Origin of the sequence: Amycolatopsis sp. NPDC059021 (assembly GCF_042739895.1) — a bacterium.
Taxonomy (GTDB): domain Bacteria; phylum Actinomycetota; class Actinomycetes; order Mycobacteriales; family Pseudonocardiaceae; genus Amycolatopsis.
On the sequence record NZ_JBHYIQ010000009.1, the window covers coordinates 155,257 to 173,414 of the forward strand.

General features: G+C 72.2%; 6 protein-coding genes. 1 reads left to right on the plus strand and 5 read right to left on the minus strand.

Going from position 1 to position 18,158, the window contains the following annotated elements:
* Nucleotides 1-22: 22 nt before the first annotated feature.
* From ACFWX1_RS07810 to ACFWX1_RS07825, 4 genes are all read right to left on the minus strand, one after another.
* On the minus strand, nt 23-14,080 hold the full coding sequence (locus ACFWX1_RS07810) for a type I polyketide synthase (RefSeq protein WP_378384975.1): 14,058 nt from the start codon (nt 14,078-14,080) through the stop codon (nt 23-25).
* Between the two features lie 330 nt (nt 14,081-14,410).
* A complete protein-coding gene (locus ACFWX1_RS07815) occupies nt 14,411-14,839 on the minus strand; it encodes a hypothetical protein (RefSeq protein ID WP_378384977.1) in 429 nt (142 codons plus the stop codon).
* Nucleotides 14,840-15,193: 354 nt separating this feature from the next.
* Nucleotides 15,194-16,015 carry a class II aldolase/adducin family protein gene (locus tag ACFWX1_RS07820; protein WP_378384979.1) on the minus strand — a complete coding sequence of 274 codons (822 nt, stop codon included), beginning with the start codon at nt 16,013-16,015 and terminating at the stop codon, nt 15,194-15,196.
* Nucleotides 16,016-16,033: 18 nt separating this feature from the next.
* Nucleotides 16,034-16,375: a hypothetical protein gene (locus ACFWX1_RS07825; RefSeq protein WP_378384981.1), complete on the minus strand. Its 342-nt coding sequence runs from the start codon at nt 16,373-16,375 to the stop codon at nt 16,034-16,036.
* 219 nt (nt 16,376-16,594) lie between these two features.
* Here ACFWX1_RS07825 and ACFWX1_RS07830 point away from each other — a divergent pair, with 219 nt between their 5' ends.
* Nucleotides 16,595-17,365 carry a thioesterase II family protein gene (locus ACFWX1_RS07830; protein WP_378384983.1) on the plus strand — a complete coding sequence of 257 codons (771 nt, stop codon included), beginning with the start codon at nt 16,595-16,597 and terminating at the stop codon, nt 17,363-17,365.
* A gap of 199 nt (nt 17,366-17,564) precedes the next feature.
* Here ACFWX1_RS07830 and ACFWX1_RS07835 read toward each other — a convergent pair whose 3' ends face one another.
* Nucleotides 17,565-17,798, minus strand: a complete 234-nt coding sequence (locus tag ACFWX1_RS07835) for a DUF5988 family protein (RefSeq protein WP_378384985.1) — start codon at nt 17,796-17,798, stop codon at nt 17,565-17,567.
* Between the last annotated feature and the right edge of the window lie 360 nt (nt 17,799-18,158).

An 18,158-nucleotide genomic window follows, 5' to 3' on the forward strand; every position in this document is an offset into this window, starting at 1 on the left:
GATTGGATCATCCGCAGCCGGGTCAGTGGATGCCGAACTCTTTGCCGATGAAGTCGAAGACCTCGTCGTCGCCCGCGGTCTCCAGCTTTTCGGCGACGCTCGGCCCGGCGGGCCGTTCGCGGATCTCCTTCCACTTGGCCACCACCGCGTCCAGCCGGGCGGTGACGCGGTCGGCGTTCTCGGTGTCGCCGGTGTCTTCCCCGGCGGGCAGGCCCGCCAGCATCGACTCCAGCCGGTCCAGTTCGGCCAGTACCGGCTCCGGCCCGGCCGACGCGCCGGTGACGACCTGGTGCAGATGTGCGGCCAGCGCGGCCGGGGCCGGGTACTCGAAGACCACAGTGGACGGCAGCTTCACGCCGCTCACGGCCGAGAGCCGGTTGCGCAGGTCCACCGACATCAGCGAGTCGAAACCGACCTCGCTGAACGCCCGGTCCGGATCGACGTCCCCGGGACCGGGATAGCCGAGCACCCGGGCCGCCTCGGCACACACCAGATCCGTGAGCACCTTTTCCCGTTGTCCTCGCGGCAATCCCGCGAGGCGCACGGCCAGGTCCGTCTCTTCGGCCGTGGCGGGGCCGGGCCCTGCCAGCGCGCCGGCGACCTCGGGCAGCGACTCGATGAGAGGGCTGGGACGGCGCAGGGTGAACGCCGGGGCGAACCGCGGCCAGTCCACGTCCGCGATCGTCACCGTCGTCTCGCCGTCGTCGAGAATCCGGCCCAGCGCGCGGACCGCGAGCGCCGGGTCGAGCACGCGCAGTCCGTGCCGGACCGACCGGCCCGCCTCGGCTCCGCCGTCCCACGGCCCCCACGCCACCGAAGTGGCCACCTGCCCGCGCGCCCGGCGGCGTTCGGCGAGCGCGTCGAGGAACGCGTTGCCCGCGGCGTACCCAGGCACCAGTGCGCTGCCCCACGTCGCGGCGATCGACGAGAACACCACGAACGCGTCGAGTTCGAAGTCGGCGGTCAGCTCGTCGAGCCAGGCAGCGCCCTCGGCCTTCGCGGCGGCGACCTCGGCCAGTTCCGCCGGGGTCGTCTCGGCGACCGCGGTCGCCTGCCCGGCACCGGCCGCGTGGACCACGGCGGTCAGCGCGGGGCCATCGGCCGCGATACGGTCCAGCACGCCCGCCAGCTCGGCGCGCCGGGTGCTGTCGCAAGCCGTCAGGACGACGTCGCTGCCCGCGGCCGCGACGTCGGCGGACAGGCTCGCGACGTCCTTCGTGAGCGGAGTGCCCGCGGTGAGCACGACCCGTGCGGCGCCCCGCCCGGCGGCCCAGCGGCCGACCTGCCCGCCCATCGCCCCGGTACCGCCGGTGACGAGCACGGTGCCGCGCGGGGTCCACGTCGTCGTCCGCGTCGGCGGAGTGGCCCGGACCAGCCGTCGCGCCAGGATGCCGTGCGGGCGTAGCGCGACCTGGTCTTCACCGGTGCCCGCGAGCACGGCGGCCAGCCGTGCCACGGCGGATGCGTCCGAAGTGGACGGAAGGTCGATCAGGCCGCCCCAGCGGTCCGGATGTTCCAGTGCGACGACCCGGCCGAGACCCCAGGCCTGCGCCTGCACCGGATCGGCCGCCTCGCCGCCGGTGGCGACGGCGCCGCGGGTCAGCACCCACAGCGGGGCGCCGATCCCGGCCTCGCCGAGTGCCTGCACCAGTTCGAGAGTGGCGGTCAGTCCCTCCGTCATGGTCGGGAAACCGGTCACCGGGGTCTCGTCGAATGCGAGTACCGAGACCACACCCTTCACGTCACCGAGCCCGGCCAGCCTCTCGCGGTCGGCACGGCCGTGGGTGACGACGTCGGCGCCGTGCTCGGTCAGTGCCTTGGCGACCTCCGCCGACTCGCCGACGAGCAGCCAGGTGCCGGACAGCACGGCAGGGGCCGGATCCGGCACCGGCGTCCAGGTGACGCGGTAGCGCCAGTCCGCCACGGCGGAGTCGTCGCGTTCGCGGCGGCGGTAGGAAGCGAGGGCGGGCAGCAGTTCGCCGGCACGCTCGTCGTCGACGGCCAGCGTCTCGGCGAGCTCGCGGACGTCACCGCGGTCCACCGCGGCCCAGAACGCGTTGTCCTCGGCGGTGTCCGCCGTGGCGGTGAGCCGGGGCCAGAACCGTTGGTGCTGAAAGGCGTAGGTGGGCAGGTCGACGGTCTCCCCCGCACCCTGCACCTTCGCCCACTCGACGGTGACACCGCACGTGAACGCCTCGGCGAACGACGTCAGCAGCCGCTCGGCGCCGCCCTCGTCCCGGCGGAGCGTGCCGACGACGATCGGGGCTCGGTCTTCGAGGGCGTCGGCGATGGCGGTGGTGAGCACCGGGTGCGGCGACACCTCGACGTATACGCCGTGGCCGTTCTCGCCGAGCGTCCGGATGGCCCTTTCGAACTCCACCGTCTCCCGCAGACTCGCGTACCAATACTCCGGATCCAGCTCCGGGCCGGACACCATCTCGCCACTCAACGCCGAAATCATCGGGATCTCCGCCTCGCCCGGGACGATACCGTCCAAAACGGACAGAATCTCCTCCCGCAACGCATCCACCTGCGATGAGTGTGAGGCGTAGTCCACCGGGATGATCTTCGTGCGCACCTCAGGGCACGACTCGGCAAGTTCCCGCAACGATCCGGGGTCACCTGAAACAACTGTCGACAGTGGACCATTCACAGCGGCCAGCGAAAGCCGATCACCCCAGGACGCAATACGCTCCCGAACCGCGTCCGCGGGCTCGGCAATCGACATCATCCCGCCCCTACCGGCAAGCGCAGTCAACGCCTTGCTCCGCAACGCAACCACACGAGCAGCGTCCTCAAGGGACAGAATCCCCGCCACCGCGGCGGCCGCGATCTCACCCTGCGAGTGACCCACCACCGCATCCGGCACAACACCAGCAGCACGCCACACCTCAGCCAGCGACACCATCACAGCCCAGAGCGCAGGCTGAACAACATCCGCCGCCTCGAAGCCATGCTTACCCGTCAACACATCGTCCAGCGACCAGTCCACAAAGGACGACAAGGCCGACGCACACTCCGCCAACCGCGCCGCGAACACCGGCGAAACCCCGGCCAACTCGCGGCCCATGCCGATCCACTGACTGCCCTGACCAGGGAACACGAACACCGTCCGGTCCACCCCGCCCGGCGGTACCGCACCGGTCACCACGGAAGCCACGGCTTGGTTCGTCGCGACCGCGGCGAGACCGGCGGCCAGCTCCCCGCGTCCCGTGCCGAGGACCACCGCACGGTGCTCGAACACCGACCGCGTCGTCGCCAGCGAGAACCCGATGTCCGAATCAGACAGTTCGGGCCGGGACAGCACGAACTCCCGCAACCGGCCCGCCTGCGCGGCCAGCGCGTCCGCCGAACGCCCCGACACCGGCCACACCGGCGAGGCCGAAGCGAGCACCGGCGTGACTTCCGGAACGGGAGCCGGGGCCGGAGGCTCGGGGGCCTCCTCCAGGATGAGATGCGCGTTGGTGCCGCTCATCCCGAACCCGGACACGCCCGCACGCCGCGGCCGGTCGCCGGTCCCCCAAGCCACGGGTCCGGTCAGCAGCCGTACCGCGCCCGCCGACCAGTCCACATGCGACGAAGGCTCGTCCGCGTACAGCGTCCGCGGCAGTGTTTCGTTGCGTAACGCCATGATCATCTTGATCACCCCGGCCACGCCCGCCGCCGCCTGGGTGTGCCCGATGTTCGACTTCACCGACCCCAGCCACAACGGCTCGGCCCGGTCCCGGCCATACGTCGCCAGCAGAGCCTGGGCCTCGATCGGGTCACCGAGGACCGTCCCGGTGCCGTGTGCCTCCACGACGTCGACGTCCGAAGTGGACAGACCGGCGTTCGCCAGCGCGGCACGGATCACCCGTTGCTGCGAAGGACCGTTCGGTGCGGTCAGCCCGTTCGACGCGCCATCCTGGTTGACCGCGCTTCCCCGGATCACCGCCAGCACCCGGTGGCCGTTGCGCTGGGCGTCGGAAAGCCGTTCGACGGCTAGCATCCCGGCCCCTTCGGCCATGCCCATGCCGTCGGCGGCCGCCGAGAACGCTTTGCAGCGGCCGTCCGCGGCGAGCCCGCGCTGCCGCGAGAAGCCGACCAGGTCCCGCGGGGTCGCCATCACGGTCACACCACCGGCCAGCGCCAGCGAGCACTCGTCGTTCCGCAGCGCCTGGCACGCCATGTGCAGCGCTACCAGCGAGGACGAGCAGGCGGTGTCGACGGTGAGCGCCGGCCCCTCGAGCCCGAGCAGATAGGACACCCGTCCGGAAAGGACACTCGTCGCGTTGCCGGTCATCAGGTGGCCTTCGAGCCCGGCGCCGCTGCCCGTGTGCGCCAGCCGCGTCCCGAGCTGGTCGTACCCGGAGAAGTACCCGCCGACGAACACCCCGGTCCGGGATCCGCGCAGCGAGGCCGGATCGAGCCCCGCGCGCTCCAGTGCTTCCCAGGACACCTCCAGCACCAGCCGCTGCTGCGGGTCCATCGCCAGCGCCTCACGCGGGGAAATCCCGAAGAACCCCGCGTCGAACTCGGGGGCGTCGTGCAGGAAACCACCCTCGCGCACGTAAAGCGTGCCGGTGTGATCGGGATCGGGGTCATAGAGCGCGTCGAGGTCCCAGCCGCGATCGGCGGGCAGGCCGGAGATCGCGTCACCACCTGCGGCCAGCAGCTCCCACAGCTCCTCCGGCGTCCGCACGCCGCCGGGGAACCGGCAGCCCATCGCGACGATGGCCAGCGGCTCGCCGTCGTCGGCCCGCGTGGTGGCCGGAGCGGGCGTCTCGGCGGCGTCCCCGGTCAGCTCCGCCCGCAGGAACGCCGCGAGCGCGACCGGATCGGGGTGGTCGAACAGCAGCGTCGTAGGCAGCCGCAGGCCGGTGGCGGTGGCGAGCCGGTTGCGCAGTTCCACCGAGGTGAGCGAGTCCAGGCCCATCTCGCTGAACGCGCGGCCCGGTTCGATCGCCGACGCGGAGGTGTAGCCCATGACCAACGCGGCCTCGGCGCGGATCAGGTCCGCCAGCACCCGCTCCTGCTCGGCCACCGGCCGCGCGGGGAGCTGCCGGGTCAGGTCACGCCCGGCGTCCTCGGTGGACTCGGCAGGTGCCACGACGGCCGCGTGGAGCTCCGGCAGGTCACGCATCAGCGGAGTCCGGCGGAGGTCGTCGGCACCGCGCGCGGTGGCGAGCGCGGTGAAGTCGATCTCCATCAGGGTCAGCACGGCGTTGCCGGGATCCTCGATCGCCTGGCCCATCGCGCGGACGGCGAGTTCGGGGTCCATCAGGACTTCCCACTTGTTGCGGGCCAGCCGCTGCCGCGCGCCCTCGCTGGCCTGTCCGACGCCGCCGCCGTCCCACGGGCCCCAGGCCAGCGACAGCCCCGGCAGCCCCCGCGCCCTGCGGTCCTCGGCGAGCGCGTCGAGGAAGGCGTTGGCGGCCGCGTAGTTGCCCTGGCCGCCGTTGCCGAAGGTGGCCGACGTGGAGGAGAACAGCACGAACGCGTCGAGGTCGAGACCCGCGGTCAGCTCGTCCAGGTGCACCGCGCCCGCGGCCTTGCCGGACAACGTGTTCGCGAGACGTTCCGCGCTCAGCCGGTCGAGCACGCCGTCGTCCAGCGCGCCCGCGGCGTGCATGACGGTCGACAGCGCCGGGCCGGTGGCGGCGACGCGGTCCAGCAGCCCGGCGACCGCGGCGCGCTCGCCGGTGTCGCAGGCGACGACGTCGACCGCGGTGCCCGCGCCGGCCAGTTCCGCGGCGAGCCCGGCGACGCCCCCGGCAGCGGGGCCGGACCGGCTGGTCAGCACGACACGCCGGGCTTCGCGGCCGGTCAGCCAGCGGCCGACGTGCCCGCCGATCGCGCCGGTACCGCCGGTGACGAGCACCGTGCCGCGCGGCGCGTACCGCTCGCGCGGGGCCGGGGGCAGCGGGGCCCGTGCCAGCCTCCGGGCGAGAATCCCCTTGCCACGCAAGGCGACCTGGTCCTCGTCGCGGGCGGCGAGCACCGCGCAGAACCGCGCGGCGTCCCGGTCGTCCCAGCTCTCCGGCAGGTCGAGCAGGCCACCCCAGCGATCGGGGTGCTCCGCGGCGGCGGTCCGGCCGAGTCCCCACACCTGCGCCTGCACCGGGCTGGCCAGGACCTCGCCCGCCTCGGCGGCGACCGCGCCGCGGGTCAGCACCCACAACGGCGCGCCGACCCCCGCGTCGCCGAGCGCCTGCACCAGCGCCAGCGTCCCGGCCAGTCCGGAACTCACCATCGGCAGCCCGGCGATCGGCGTCTCGTCCAGTGCCAGCAACGAAACCACACCCGCGGGTTCGAGACCGGAGACCGTTTCGGCGATCCGGGAGGCCAGCGTTTCCCGATCCGCGCGGCCGGCGGGGACGTCGACGGCGACGACCCGGGCACCGCGGTCTTCGAGCGCCCGCACGCACGGGTGCCGGGGCAGGCCGCTCGGAGTCACGACGAGCCAGGTCCCGGTGAGCACCGGCGTCGCGGGCTCGGCGACCGCGGCCCAGTCGATCCGGAACCGCCAGCCCGCCACGGCCTCCTCGCCCCGCTCGCGGCGGCGCCAGGACGCCAGCGCGGGCAGCACTCCGTCGAGCCGGGCGCGTTCGGAGATGGCGAGCGTGCCGGCCAGCCCGGCCAGATCGCCTTCCTCGACCGCGGCCCAGAAGCGGGCCTCGGCAGCGCTTTCCCCGGTCGCGGGCACGTCCCGGCCGGACGCCTTGGGCTCCGGCCAGTAACGGCTGCGCTGGAAGGCGTACGTGGGCAGCTCGACCTTCCGTCCACTGAGGACGGTTGTCCAGTCGACCGCGATGCCGTGGACCGCGGCCGTGGCCAGCGCGGCGAGGAACCGGTCGGCTCCCCCGTCGTCCCGCTCGATCGTCCCGGTGAGCACCGGCGCGGGCAGACCCGCGTCCTCGGCGGTCTCGGCGATGGCACCGGTCAGCACGGGATGCGGGGAGACCTCGACGAAGGCGCGGTGCCCGGATCCGGCCAGCGCCAGCACCGACTCCATGAACCGCACCGGACGGCGCACGTTGGCGTACCAGTACCCGGCGTCCAGCTCGGCCCCGTCGAGCACCTGGCACTCCACAGTGGAGAAGAACGGGATCTCGCCGGGGCGCGGGCGGATGCCGTCCAGCGCGCCGGGAAGCGTGCCGGCCAGTGGCTCGACCAGCTGGGAGTGGGCGACGAAGTCGGTGGCCGGGATACGCCAGCGCATCACCTTGCGCGACCGCAGCTCGCGCTCGAACTCCTTCAGCGCCGCGGGTTCCCCGGAGACCACCGTGGTGGCCGGGCCGTTCACCGCCGCCACCGCCAGCCTCTCGCCCCACGGTCCGAGGATCTCGCGGACCGTGTCGGCGGGCATGACCACCGCGAGCATCCCGCCCTCGACGTCCAGCGCGCTCAACGCCTTCGACCGCACCGCGACCACGCGTGCGGCGTCCTCCACCGTCAGGATCCCCGCCACGCACGCCGCGGCGATCTCACCCTGGCTGTGGCCGACGACGGCGTCCGGAACGACGCCTGCCGCTCGCCAGACTTCGGCCAGCGAGACCATGATCGCCCACAGCACCGGCTGCATCACCTCGGCCGCTTCGACGCCCGGCGCGCCTTCGACGCCGTTCACCACGTCCGCGAGCGACCAGTCCACAAAGGACTCCAGGGCGCGGGCGCACTCCGCGAACCGGGCCGCGAACACCGGCGACTCCGCCAGCAACCGCCGCCCCATCCCCGGCCACTGACTGCCCTGCCCGGGGAACACGAACACGACCTTGCCGTCGGTCGCCGTGCCGGTGATCACCCCGGCGCCCGGCTGTGCCGTGGCCACCGCGGCCAGGCCCGCGGCGAGTTCCTCGCGGTCGGCGCCGAGCACCACGGACCGGTGGTCGAAGGCCGCGCGGGTGGTGGCCAGCGACCACGCGATATCGGCGGGGGCCACCTCCGGGTGAGCCAGCGCGAACTCACGCAGCCGCCCGGCCTGCGCGGCCAGCGCGTCGGGGGTCCGCGCGGACATCAGCCACGCCGACACGCCCGGCTTCAGCACCGGCGGCTCCCGGACGTCCTCGGCGACGGGCGGCTCCTCGGGTGCCTCCTCCAGGATCACGTGCACGTTGGTGCCGCTCATGCCGAAGGCCGACACGCCGCCCCGGCGCGGGGCACCGCCGGTGGTCCACGGCCGCTGCTCGGCCAGCACCCGGACCTGGCCCGCCGCCCAGTCGATGTGCGGCGACGGTTCGTCCGCGTGCAGTGTCTTCGGCAGCGTCCGGTGCCGCATCGCCAGCACCATCTTGATCAGGCCCGCGACACCCGCGGCGGTCTGCGTGTGCCCGATGTTCGACTTCGCCGAGCCCAGCCACAGCGGCCGGTCCCGGTCCTGCCCGTAGGTCGCGATCAGCGCGTGTGCCTCGATCGGGTCACCGAGTGTCGTGCCGGTGCCGTGTGCCTCGACGACGTCGATGTCCGAAGTGGACAGACCGGCGTTCGCCAGCGCGGCACGGATCACCCGCTGCTGCGAAGGACCGTTCGGCGCGGTGAGCCCGTTGGACGCGCCGTCCTGGTTGATCGCGCTGCCACGGATGAGGGCGAGCACCGGATGCCCGTTGCGCCGGGCGTCGGAGAGCCGCTCGATCGCCAGCATGCCCGCGCCCTCGGACATGCCCATGCCGTCCGCGGTCGCGCCGAACGCCTTGCACCGGCCGTCCACGGCGAGGCCGCGCTGCCGGGAGAAGCCGACGAACTGGCTGGGGGTGGCCATCACCATGACACCCCCGACCAGCGCCAGCGAGCACTCGCCCGAGCGCAGCGCCTGGGTGGCCATGTGCAGGGCGACCAGCGACGAGGAGCACGCGGTGTCGAGGGTGACCGCCGGGCCCTCCAGTCCGAGCGTGTAGGCGACCCGCCCGGAGATGATGCTCCCGGAGTGGCCGGTGACCAGGTACCCTTCGGCGCCGCCGTCACCCTCGGCCATGCCCGCGCCGTAGCCGGTGAGCGCGGCGCCCGCGAAGACACCGGTGCTCGAACCGCGCAGCGACCCGGGGTCGATCCCGGCCCGTTCGAGCGCCTCCCACACGGTTTCCAGCAGCAGCCGCTGCTGCGGATCCATCGCCAGCGCTTCCCGCGGCGAGATCCCGAAGAACCCCGCGTCGAACTCCGCCGCGTCGTAGAGGAAACCGCCCACCCGGATGTACGACTTGCCCTGGTGGTCGGGGTCCGGGTCGAACAGGCCGGGGTCCCAGCCGCGGTCGGCCGGAAAGTCCGAGATGACGTCCGCGCCCGCGGTCAGCAGGTCCCAGTACTGCTCGGGAGTGGCGACACCGCCGGGGAACCTGCAGCCGATGCCCACGATCGCGATCGGCTCGCCGGGATCGGCGGCGGCCACCGGCGCGGGGGCCGCCGGCACCTCCGCCGGGCCGCCCAGCAGCTGCGCGACGATCTGCTCGGCCAGTGCCGACGGCGTCGGGTAGTCGAAGACGGCCGAGGAGGACAGCTTCAGCCCTGTCGCGTCGCTGAGCCGTTTGCGGAGTTCGACGGCGGTCAGCGAGTCGAAGCCGAGATCGCGGAACGCCCGCGCGGCGGGTACGTCCTGTGGAGAGGAGTGGCCCAGCGTCGCGGCGGCGTGCGTGCGCACCAGGTCGGTGACGATGCGGACCCGCTCCGTGGGATTCGCCTTCGCGAGGCTGTTCGCCAGTTCCCCGGTCGCCGCGCCGTTCCCGGTCGCCGCGTCCGGCGTCGTCTCGCCGACCGCCTGGCGTGCCTCGGGAATCCATTCCAGCAGCGCGCGGGAACGGGCCGCGGTGAACACCGGCGCGAACCGCGCCCAGTCCATGTCGGCGACCGCGAGGAAGGTGTCGCCGTCGGCGAGGACGCGGCCCAGCGCGGCCAGCGCGGGCTCCGGCGGGAGGAAGTTCATGCCCTGGCGCAGCAGCCTCGCCGGGGTCACGCTGCCCGGCTCGTGGGTCGCGGCCGCGTTCAGCGCGGCCCAGTCGCGGGTGTCCCAGACCCCCCACGCGATGGACGTCGCCGGCAGGCCCCGCCCGCGACGGTTCTCGGCGAGGGCGTCGAGGTGGGCATTGGCCGCGGCGTAGGCACCGTGCTCGTTGCTGCCCCACGCGGCGGCGATCGAGGAGAACAGCACGAACTCGTCGACGCCGGTGGCCAGTTCGTCGAGATTCGCCGCGCCGGCGACCTTGGCGCCCAGCGCCGTCGCGAGCCCGGCCAGGTCCGTCTCGTCGAGCCGGGTCAGGTGGAACACGTTCGCCGCGTGGATCACCGTGCTCAGCCCGGGTCCGGTCGCGGCGATCCGGTCCAGCAGCCCGGCCACCTGCCCGCGTCCGGCGATGTCGCAGGACACCACGTCGACGGCGGTGCCCGCCCCGGCCAGCGTCGCGGCGAGCGCGGCCAGCTCCGCCGACGGCCCGGACCGGGTGGGCAGCACGACGCGGCGGGCGCCCCGCGCCGCCAGCCACGGCCCGATGTGACGGCCGATCGAGCCGGTCCCCCCGGTCACCAGCACCGTGCCGCGCGGGGACCAGTCCGCCGGCCCGGACCGGCGCCGCGGGGCCCGTTCCAGCCTGCGTGCCAGGATCCCGGACCGGCGCAGGGCCACCTGGTCTTCGCCGTCGCCCGCCAGCACGGCGCACAGGCCCGCGCCGGCTCGTTCGTCCATAGTGGACGGAAGATCGACGAGACCGCCCCAGCGGTCCGGATGCTCCAGGCCGGCCACCCGGCCGAGCCCCCACGCCTGTGCCTGCACCGGGCTGGCCGGTACCTCGCCCGCCCCGGTGGCCACCGCGCCGCGGGTCAGCACCCACAGCGGGGCACCGACCCCCGCGTCCCCGAGCGCCTGCACCAGTGCCATGGTCGCGGCGATACCTTGGGAGACCTCGGGAAAGTCCTTCGTCGGTGCCTCGTCCAGCGCGAGTAGCGACAGCACCCCGGCGAGCTCGCGCTCCGGCAGCTCCGCGGCGAGACGGTGCCGGTCGGTCTCGTCCGTCCGGAGCACGACGACGTCGGCGCCGTGCCCGGTGAGCGCGCGCACGCAGTCGTCCGGATCGGCCGACCCGGTGACCACCAGCCAGGTTCCGGAAAGCGCCGCCGTCCCCGGGTCGCCCATCGGCGCCCACGCGACGCGGTAGCGCCAGTCGTCGGTCGCGGAGTCGTCGCGCTCACGGCGGCGCCAGGAGGCCAGCGCGGGAAGAACGTCACGGAACGGGCGATCACCATCGACGGCCAGCACGCCCGCCAGTTCGTCGACATCGCCGTTCTCCACCGCGGTCCAGAATCCGGACTCCGCGGCGGTGCCCTCCGCCCGTACCACGGGCTTCGGCCAGAACCGGGTGCGCTGGAAGGCATAGGTGGGCAGGTCGACCCTGTCGCCGCGGTCGAGCACGGCGGTCCAGTCGACGGCGAGACCCCGGACATGCGCCTCGGCCAGCGAGAGCAGCAGGCGTTGCGCGCCACCGTCGTCACGGCGCAGCGTGCCCGTCACGATCGGGTCGCGGTCCTCGAGGCTGTCCGCGACCGCCGTGGTGAGGACGGGATGCGGCGACGCCTCGATGAACACCCCGTGCCCGGTTTCGCCGAGTTTCCGGACGGCGCGGTCGAATTCGACGGTCTCCCGGAGGCTCCCGTACCAGTAGCCGGCGTCCAGTTCGGTGCCGGCCAGCGATTCTCCGGTCATCGCCGAGATCATCGGGATCCGCGCCTCGCGCGGGGTGATCCCGGCCAGCGCCTCGAGGATTTCGTCGCGCAGGGCTTCGACTTGGGCGCTGTGCGAGGCGTAGTCGACCGGGATGATCTTCGTCCGCACCTCGGGGCAGGATCCGGCGAGTTCCCGCAGGGCGCCGGGATCGCCGGAGACGACCGTCGACTGTGGACCGTTCACCGCGGCGATCGCGAGGCGTTCGCCCCAGGCGCCGATCCGCTCACGCACCGCGTCGGCCGGCTCGGCGATCGACATCATCCCGCCGCGTCCGGCCAGCGCGGTGAGCGCCCTGCCGCGCAACGCCACGACCCGTGCCGCGTCCCGCAGCGAAAGGCTCCCCGCGACCACCGCCGCGGCGATCTCGCCCTGGCTGTGGCCCACGACGGCGTCCGGGACGACACCGGCCGCGCGCCAGACCTCCGCCAGCGAAACCATCACGGCCCACAGCGCGGGCTGCACCACGTCCGCGGCCTCGGACCCGTGCCTGCCGGCCAGAACGTCGTCCAGCGACCAGTCGAGGAACGGCGCGAGCGCCTCGGCGCACTCGGCCAGCCGGGCGGCGAACACCGGGGACACGGCGGCCAGTTCCCGGCCCATCCCCCGCCACTGGCTGCCCTGGCCGGGGAACACGAACGCCACCTTGCCCACGCCGGCCGGGCGCACCAGCCCGGTCACCACGTCCGCCGAGGGCGTCCCGGCCGCCACCGCGGCCAGCGCGGCGACCGGGCCGGGGCCGGTGACCACCGCGCGGTGCTCGAAGTGCGACCGGGTCGTCGCCAGCGACCACGCCACGTCGGAGCCACCCAGTTCCGGGTGGGCCACGACGTGCTCACGCAGACGAGCCGCCTGCGCCGTCAGCCCCTCGGCCGAACGGCTCGACAGCAGCCACGCCGAGCCGCCCTCCAGCACGGGAACCGGCGGCGTGGCAACGACTTCGGCGTCCCTGTCATCGTTGTCACCGCCCTCCTCGGTGCCCTCGGGCGCGGGAACCTCCTCCGGGTCGCCGACCTCGGTCTCCCCCGCCTCCTCGAGCAGGACATGGGCGTTGGTGCCGCTGATCCCGAAGCCCGAGATCCCCGCCCGCCGGCGCCGCTCACCACCGGTCCAGGCGACCGGCTCGGTCAGCAGCCGCACCGCGCCCGCCGACCAGTCCACATGCGACGAAGGCTCGTCCGCGTGCAACGTCCGCGGCAGTGTTCCGTTGCGCAGCGCCATCACCATCTTGATCACCCCGGCCACACCCGCCGCCGCCTGGGTGTGCCCGATGTTCGACTTCACCGACCCCAGCCACAGCGGCCGGTCCTCCGGGCGGTCCTGCCCGTAGGCGGCCATCAGCGCCTTGGCCTCGATCGGGTCGCCCAGCGCCGTCCCGGTGCCGTGCGCCTCGACGACGTCGACGTCGCCGGGTGCCAGCCGTGCGGCGGCCAGCGCCGACTCGATGACCCGCTGCTGCGAAGGACCGTTCGGCGCGGTGAGCCCGTTCGAAGCGCCGTCCTGGTTGACCGCGCTACCCCGGATCACCGCCAGCACGCGATGCCCGTTGCGGTGGGCGTCCGAGAGCCGTTCCAGCACCAGCATGCCGGCGCCCTCGCCCCAGCCGGTGCCGTCCGCTCCCGCGGAGAACGCCTTGCAGCGGCCGTCGGCGGCCAGGCCCTGCTGCCGGGAGAACTCCGCGAACAACGTCGGCGAGGACATCACGGTCACCCCGCCCGCCAGCGCCAGCGAGCACTCTCCGGACCGCAGTGCCTGCGTGGCCAGGTGGATCGAGACCAGCGAGGAGGAACACGCCGTGTCGACCGAAACGGCCGGGCCTTCGAACCCGAAGGCGAAGGACACCCGCCCGGAGAGCACGCTGTTCGCGGTCCCGGTCAGCAGGTGGCCCTTCACCTCATCGGCGTCCATCGGGAGGCTCGTGCCGTAGCCGGAGGAGTACACGCCCGCGAACACCCCGGTCGGCGAGCCGCGCAGGGAGCCGGGGTCGATCCCGGCCCGTTCCAGCGCCTCCCAGGTGATCTCCAGCAGCAGCCGCTGCTGCGGGTCCATCGCCAGCGCCTCACGCGGCGAGATCCCGAAGAACCCCGCGTCGAACTCCGGGGCGTCGTAGAGGAAACCGCCCTGGCGGGTGACGGAACCGTCGGACACGTCGGAGTCGTACAGGTTCTCGATGTCCCAGCCCCGGTCTGCGGGGAAACCCGAGATCGCGTCGGTCCCGCCCGCGACCAGCTCCCACAGCTGTTCCGGACCGCGGACCCCACCGGGGAAGCGGCAGCCCATGCCGACGATCGCGATCGGCTCCTGGCCGCGTTCGGAAAGCTCACGCAGCTGCCTGCGGGCCTTCCGCAGATTGGTGGTCACCAGCTTGAGATATTCGCGAAGTTTTTGTTCGTTCGCCATGCCCCTACCGTTCCCCAGACGCGCACGAAAAGCGCTTTCGCGCATTCTTCCCACCGGGACCTGCTCATGGGAATCCGCGAAGACATGCCCGCCCCGCAGCGAGCTTGCCGTGAGGCTACTACGAGTTCCGCGCTTTCGTCCGCCGTTGTTCAACCGGTGCCGGGGAGCAGCTGAACACCTCCGGTGATTATCCGGTGAACGGCGGGATAACCATGTCACACACGACGTCCGGACCCCGGACACGAAAAACGCCGCCGGAGACGGTGATGTCTCCGGCGGCGGTCGTCCGCGCTAATCAGGCTTTCTCAATGGGGGCTCGGGCGCGGGGGCCTATTTCCCGCTGAACACCGAGCGCAGGCGTGGCCCGTTGACGAGGAACACCACGCCGAGCAGGAGCAGCCCGCAGACTCCCTGCTCGATCTTCATCCAGGTCGGGAACGCTCCCGGCAGCGCGATGATCACGACGATCGCGACCAGCATGATGCCCGAAACGAGCCGCAGCCGCAGAAAGGCCCGGCTCCTGCCCTGTCCGGTCCGGATCGCGAAGGAGAACATCAGCAGCGCGGTGACCGCGACGATCGTGCCCCGGATCCAGACCGCGTCGGTGACCAGATCGGCGCGGTTCCTGAGCAGGATGATGGCGACCAAGGTCAGCAGGCTGAGTGCCGTGTACAAGCCGACGAGGGTCTTCACCGTGCGAAGGGCGCTCTTGACGTCCGATTTGCCGAGTTCTTCCCTGGCGATGGTCTTGGATTTCACTGTTACCCCTTCGAATGCACGGCTTCAGGTTCCCACTGAAAGTCGACCACGAGGCGCTCTCCTTGCCTTGCCCGGTCCGCACAACGGCGGTGCCGGGGGAAGGGCGGGCCGATCCAGGATAGCGGCGCCACCCCGTGCCTGCACTTTCACCGGCACCATCCTCACCGGTCCGCATCCCCCGGGTCAGTGAGATCGCCCATCATTCGGCCATGACATTTGTCATGATCCGGACACGGGAAACGGGCCGCGCGCGGGTAACGCCCGCCCGGGACCCGGGCGGGCGCCATCCGCGTTCTTCTCCGTACCGTCCCGTGAATCGTCTCGCGGTTCACCGCGGGGCCGGGACACCGGTCGTCAGTCGAACAGATCCGGCTCGGCTCGGGCGATGTATTCGAACAACGGCTGGAACTGGATCCAGCCCGCGTATTCGTGCCCCGACTGCTCGTGGGTCAGCTTGGCGTTCTCCGGAGAGATCTCCAGGGTCTCCCCCGCCGCCTTCGCCGCCAGCTGCGCCTGCGCGGTGCGTTCCATCGTGATGAACCACCATGCCGCGGAGTCGACCGTGCTCCCGACGGTCAGCAGGCCGTGGTTGCGCAGGATCACGGCCTTGTGCGAGCCGAGTGCCCGCGCGATCCGGCGCCCTTCCTCGAGGTCGTTCACCAGCCCGGTGTAGTCCTCGAAGACCGCGTGGTCGTCGTAGAAGACGCACGCGTCCTGCGTCAGCGCCTCGATGTGCTGTCCGGTGGCCGACAACGCCTTGCCATAGACGGAATGCGCGTGCGCAGCGCCGACCACGTCGGGGCGTGCCTTGTGCACACAGGAATGGATCACGAACGCGGCCTGGTTGACCAGGTACTCGCCGTCGACGACGTTGCCGTCCCCGTCCACCAGCACCAGTCCGCTCACCGTCACGTGCTTGAACGGAATCGCGAACGGGTTGACCCAGAAGTAGTCCGGGAACTCCGGGTCGCGCGCGGTGATGTGGCCTGCCACGCCCTCCTCGAACCCGAACCGGCCGAACAACCGCAACGCCGCCGCGAGGCGTTCCTTGCGGTGGCGGCGCTCCTCGGCGGGGTCGGAGAATTCGGGTGGCACGGTCGACCGGTAGTGCTTGACCAGTTCCGCCTCCGGAAGGGGCTTCAGGTCCTCGGCCGCCAGCGGTTCCCTGGTGGTCATGACACCTCCTCCCCGGCCTCAGGCGCGCGCGGCGCTGTCGCTCGCGGCGGCGACGTCCACCGTCTCGGCTTCCTCCCCCGCGCCGGCATCCGCCGCGGGCCCGGCGGGCTGGGCCGGCACGCTGAGGCCGGGCACGCTGAGCTCGGGAACGGTCTTCACCGCTTCGAATCCGGCTTCGATCGCCTCCGCGAGCGTCGGCGAGACCGTGTCGTCGAACTCGATCCTCGTGACCGGCACGTCGGCGTCGGTCGGCAGGGTGTCGCCGCCGAACGAGGCTTCGGCCTGGATCGCGCCCTTGAGCGTGACCATTTCCTCGTCCGTGATTTCCCGATTCAGAACCAGCGAGAACTGATAGCCCACCGCTCATCACCCCTAGGATTTTTTTCATCGCGTAGACCGGCAACGCGGTCCGTCCGGCGGACCGGACGCTAACCAGCTCCGCCGCGCGGCGCAACCATCGGAAACCTGCACACCCGGCCCACCTCGGACGGCGCCACTCAGCTGCGGACCGCCGCAGTTGAACACATCCGGCGCGGCGGCACATTACAGCGCGGCCGCATTCTCTGCTATACCGGCGATATGCCACAGAATTCCGCCGGCGACGGCCTGTGGTGCCGTCGTTATCGCGAGGTACGGGAACCGGTCGCGCGGCTCGTGTGCTTCCCGCACGCGGGCGGGACCGCCCCGTTCTTCCGCCCGGTCCCGTTCGCGCTGAAATCCCGGGTCGAGGTCATCGCGATTCAGTACCCCGGCCGCCAGGACCGCCGGTCCGAAACCCCGATCGAAGACATTCCGACACTCGCCGAACGCGTCCACGAGGTCCTCAGTGGACAACCCGAACTTCCCTTGACGCTCTTCGGGCACAGCATGGGCGCCATCGTGGCGTTCGAGGTCGCGCGCCGGTTCGAGAGCGACGGGAAGACGCCCGCGCGGCTGTACGCGTCCGGCCGCCGTGGCCCGGCCACCCACCGGGACGAGATCGTGCACCGGCGTGACGACGCGGGGATCATGGCGGAAATCCGGCGGCTGAACGGATCGGCCGCGACGATCCTCGACGACGAGGAGATCATGCGGGCCGCGCTCCCGGCGCTGCGGGCCGACTACCGCGCGGTGGAGACCTACCGCTGCGCCCCGGAAACCACGGTCGGCTGCCCGATCTCCGCGTTGACCGGTGACGCCGACCCGAAAACGACACTCGACGAAGCGAAGGAATGGGCCGCGCACACGACCGGGCCGTTCGACCTGCAGGTCTTCACCGGCGGGCACTTCTTCCTCACCTCCCATCTGGACGGGATCCTCGAGCTGCTGGACCGGAACTTCGAGGCCGACGCCTCCCGCGCGAACGCGTAGACCGCCCGGATTCCGGTGCCGCCCGCTGCCGGTACCGGAATCCGGGCGGCACGTCCGGCCGGGGGCCGCGCCGTCGCTCATGAGACCCCGAAAATTCGTCTGAAAAGGACTTTTCGCATGTTCAGGCGATGACGCGCCGCAGTTGAACAGGCACGCGGCGCCACAGGCGAGCGGCCCCGGACGGCCCGTGCCCGGCTCGTCACTCGGCCGGCTTCGTCCGCATCGTCCAGCGGTACACGATCTCCGACGCATCGCCCGGTGCCGCGTCGGCCGCGCGCTCGAAATGCTCGTACCCGCCCTGGTGCGGGATCTTGATCTTCTCCTCGAGCACACCGACCCGCCGCGCTCGCGCCGACTCGGGAATGCTCGCCGGACCGCCCTTCAGGGTGACTTCGATCAGGTCCACGCCGGGATTCCCCGTGGTTTCACGCATGAGAATACTCCTCGATGTCGGAACTTTCCCCAGTACGGAATTACTCCGCGAACATTCGTGATAATATCGCACGGATCACATTTTTCCCGGTGCGGAAGCTGAACGGCACCGGCCGATGGGCACCGGCCCGTTCCCGGGCGAGACCGGCAGCACGGCACATCCCATGACAAATGTCATGCGATCCTCGTGCACGGCCTCACTACAGGCCGCCGGTGGTGCCGCGCGATGATCGACCCGGTCGAGAACAGCCCTTCCCCCGCAAACCCTCCCCCCGCGAGAAACCCGGTGCGGCGCCGCCGAGACCCCCAGCCGGTGTGGGTTTCACAGGGGTCGGAGCCGACGACAATGCGAGGTTTGTTG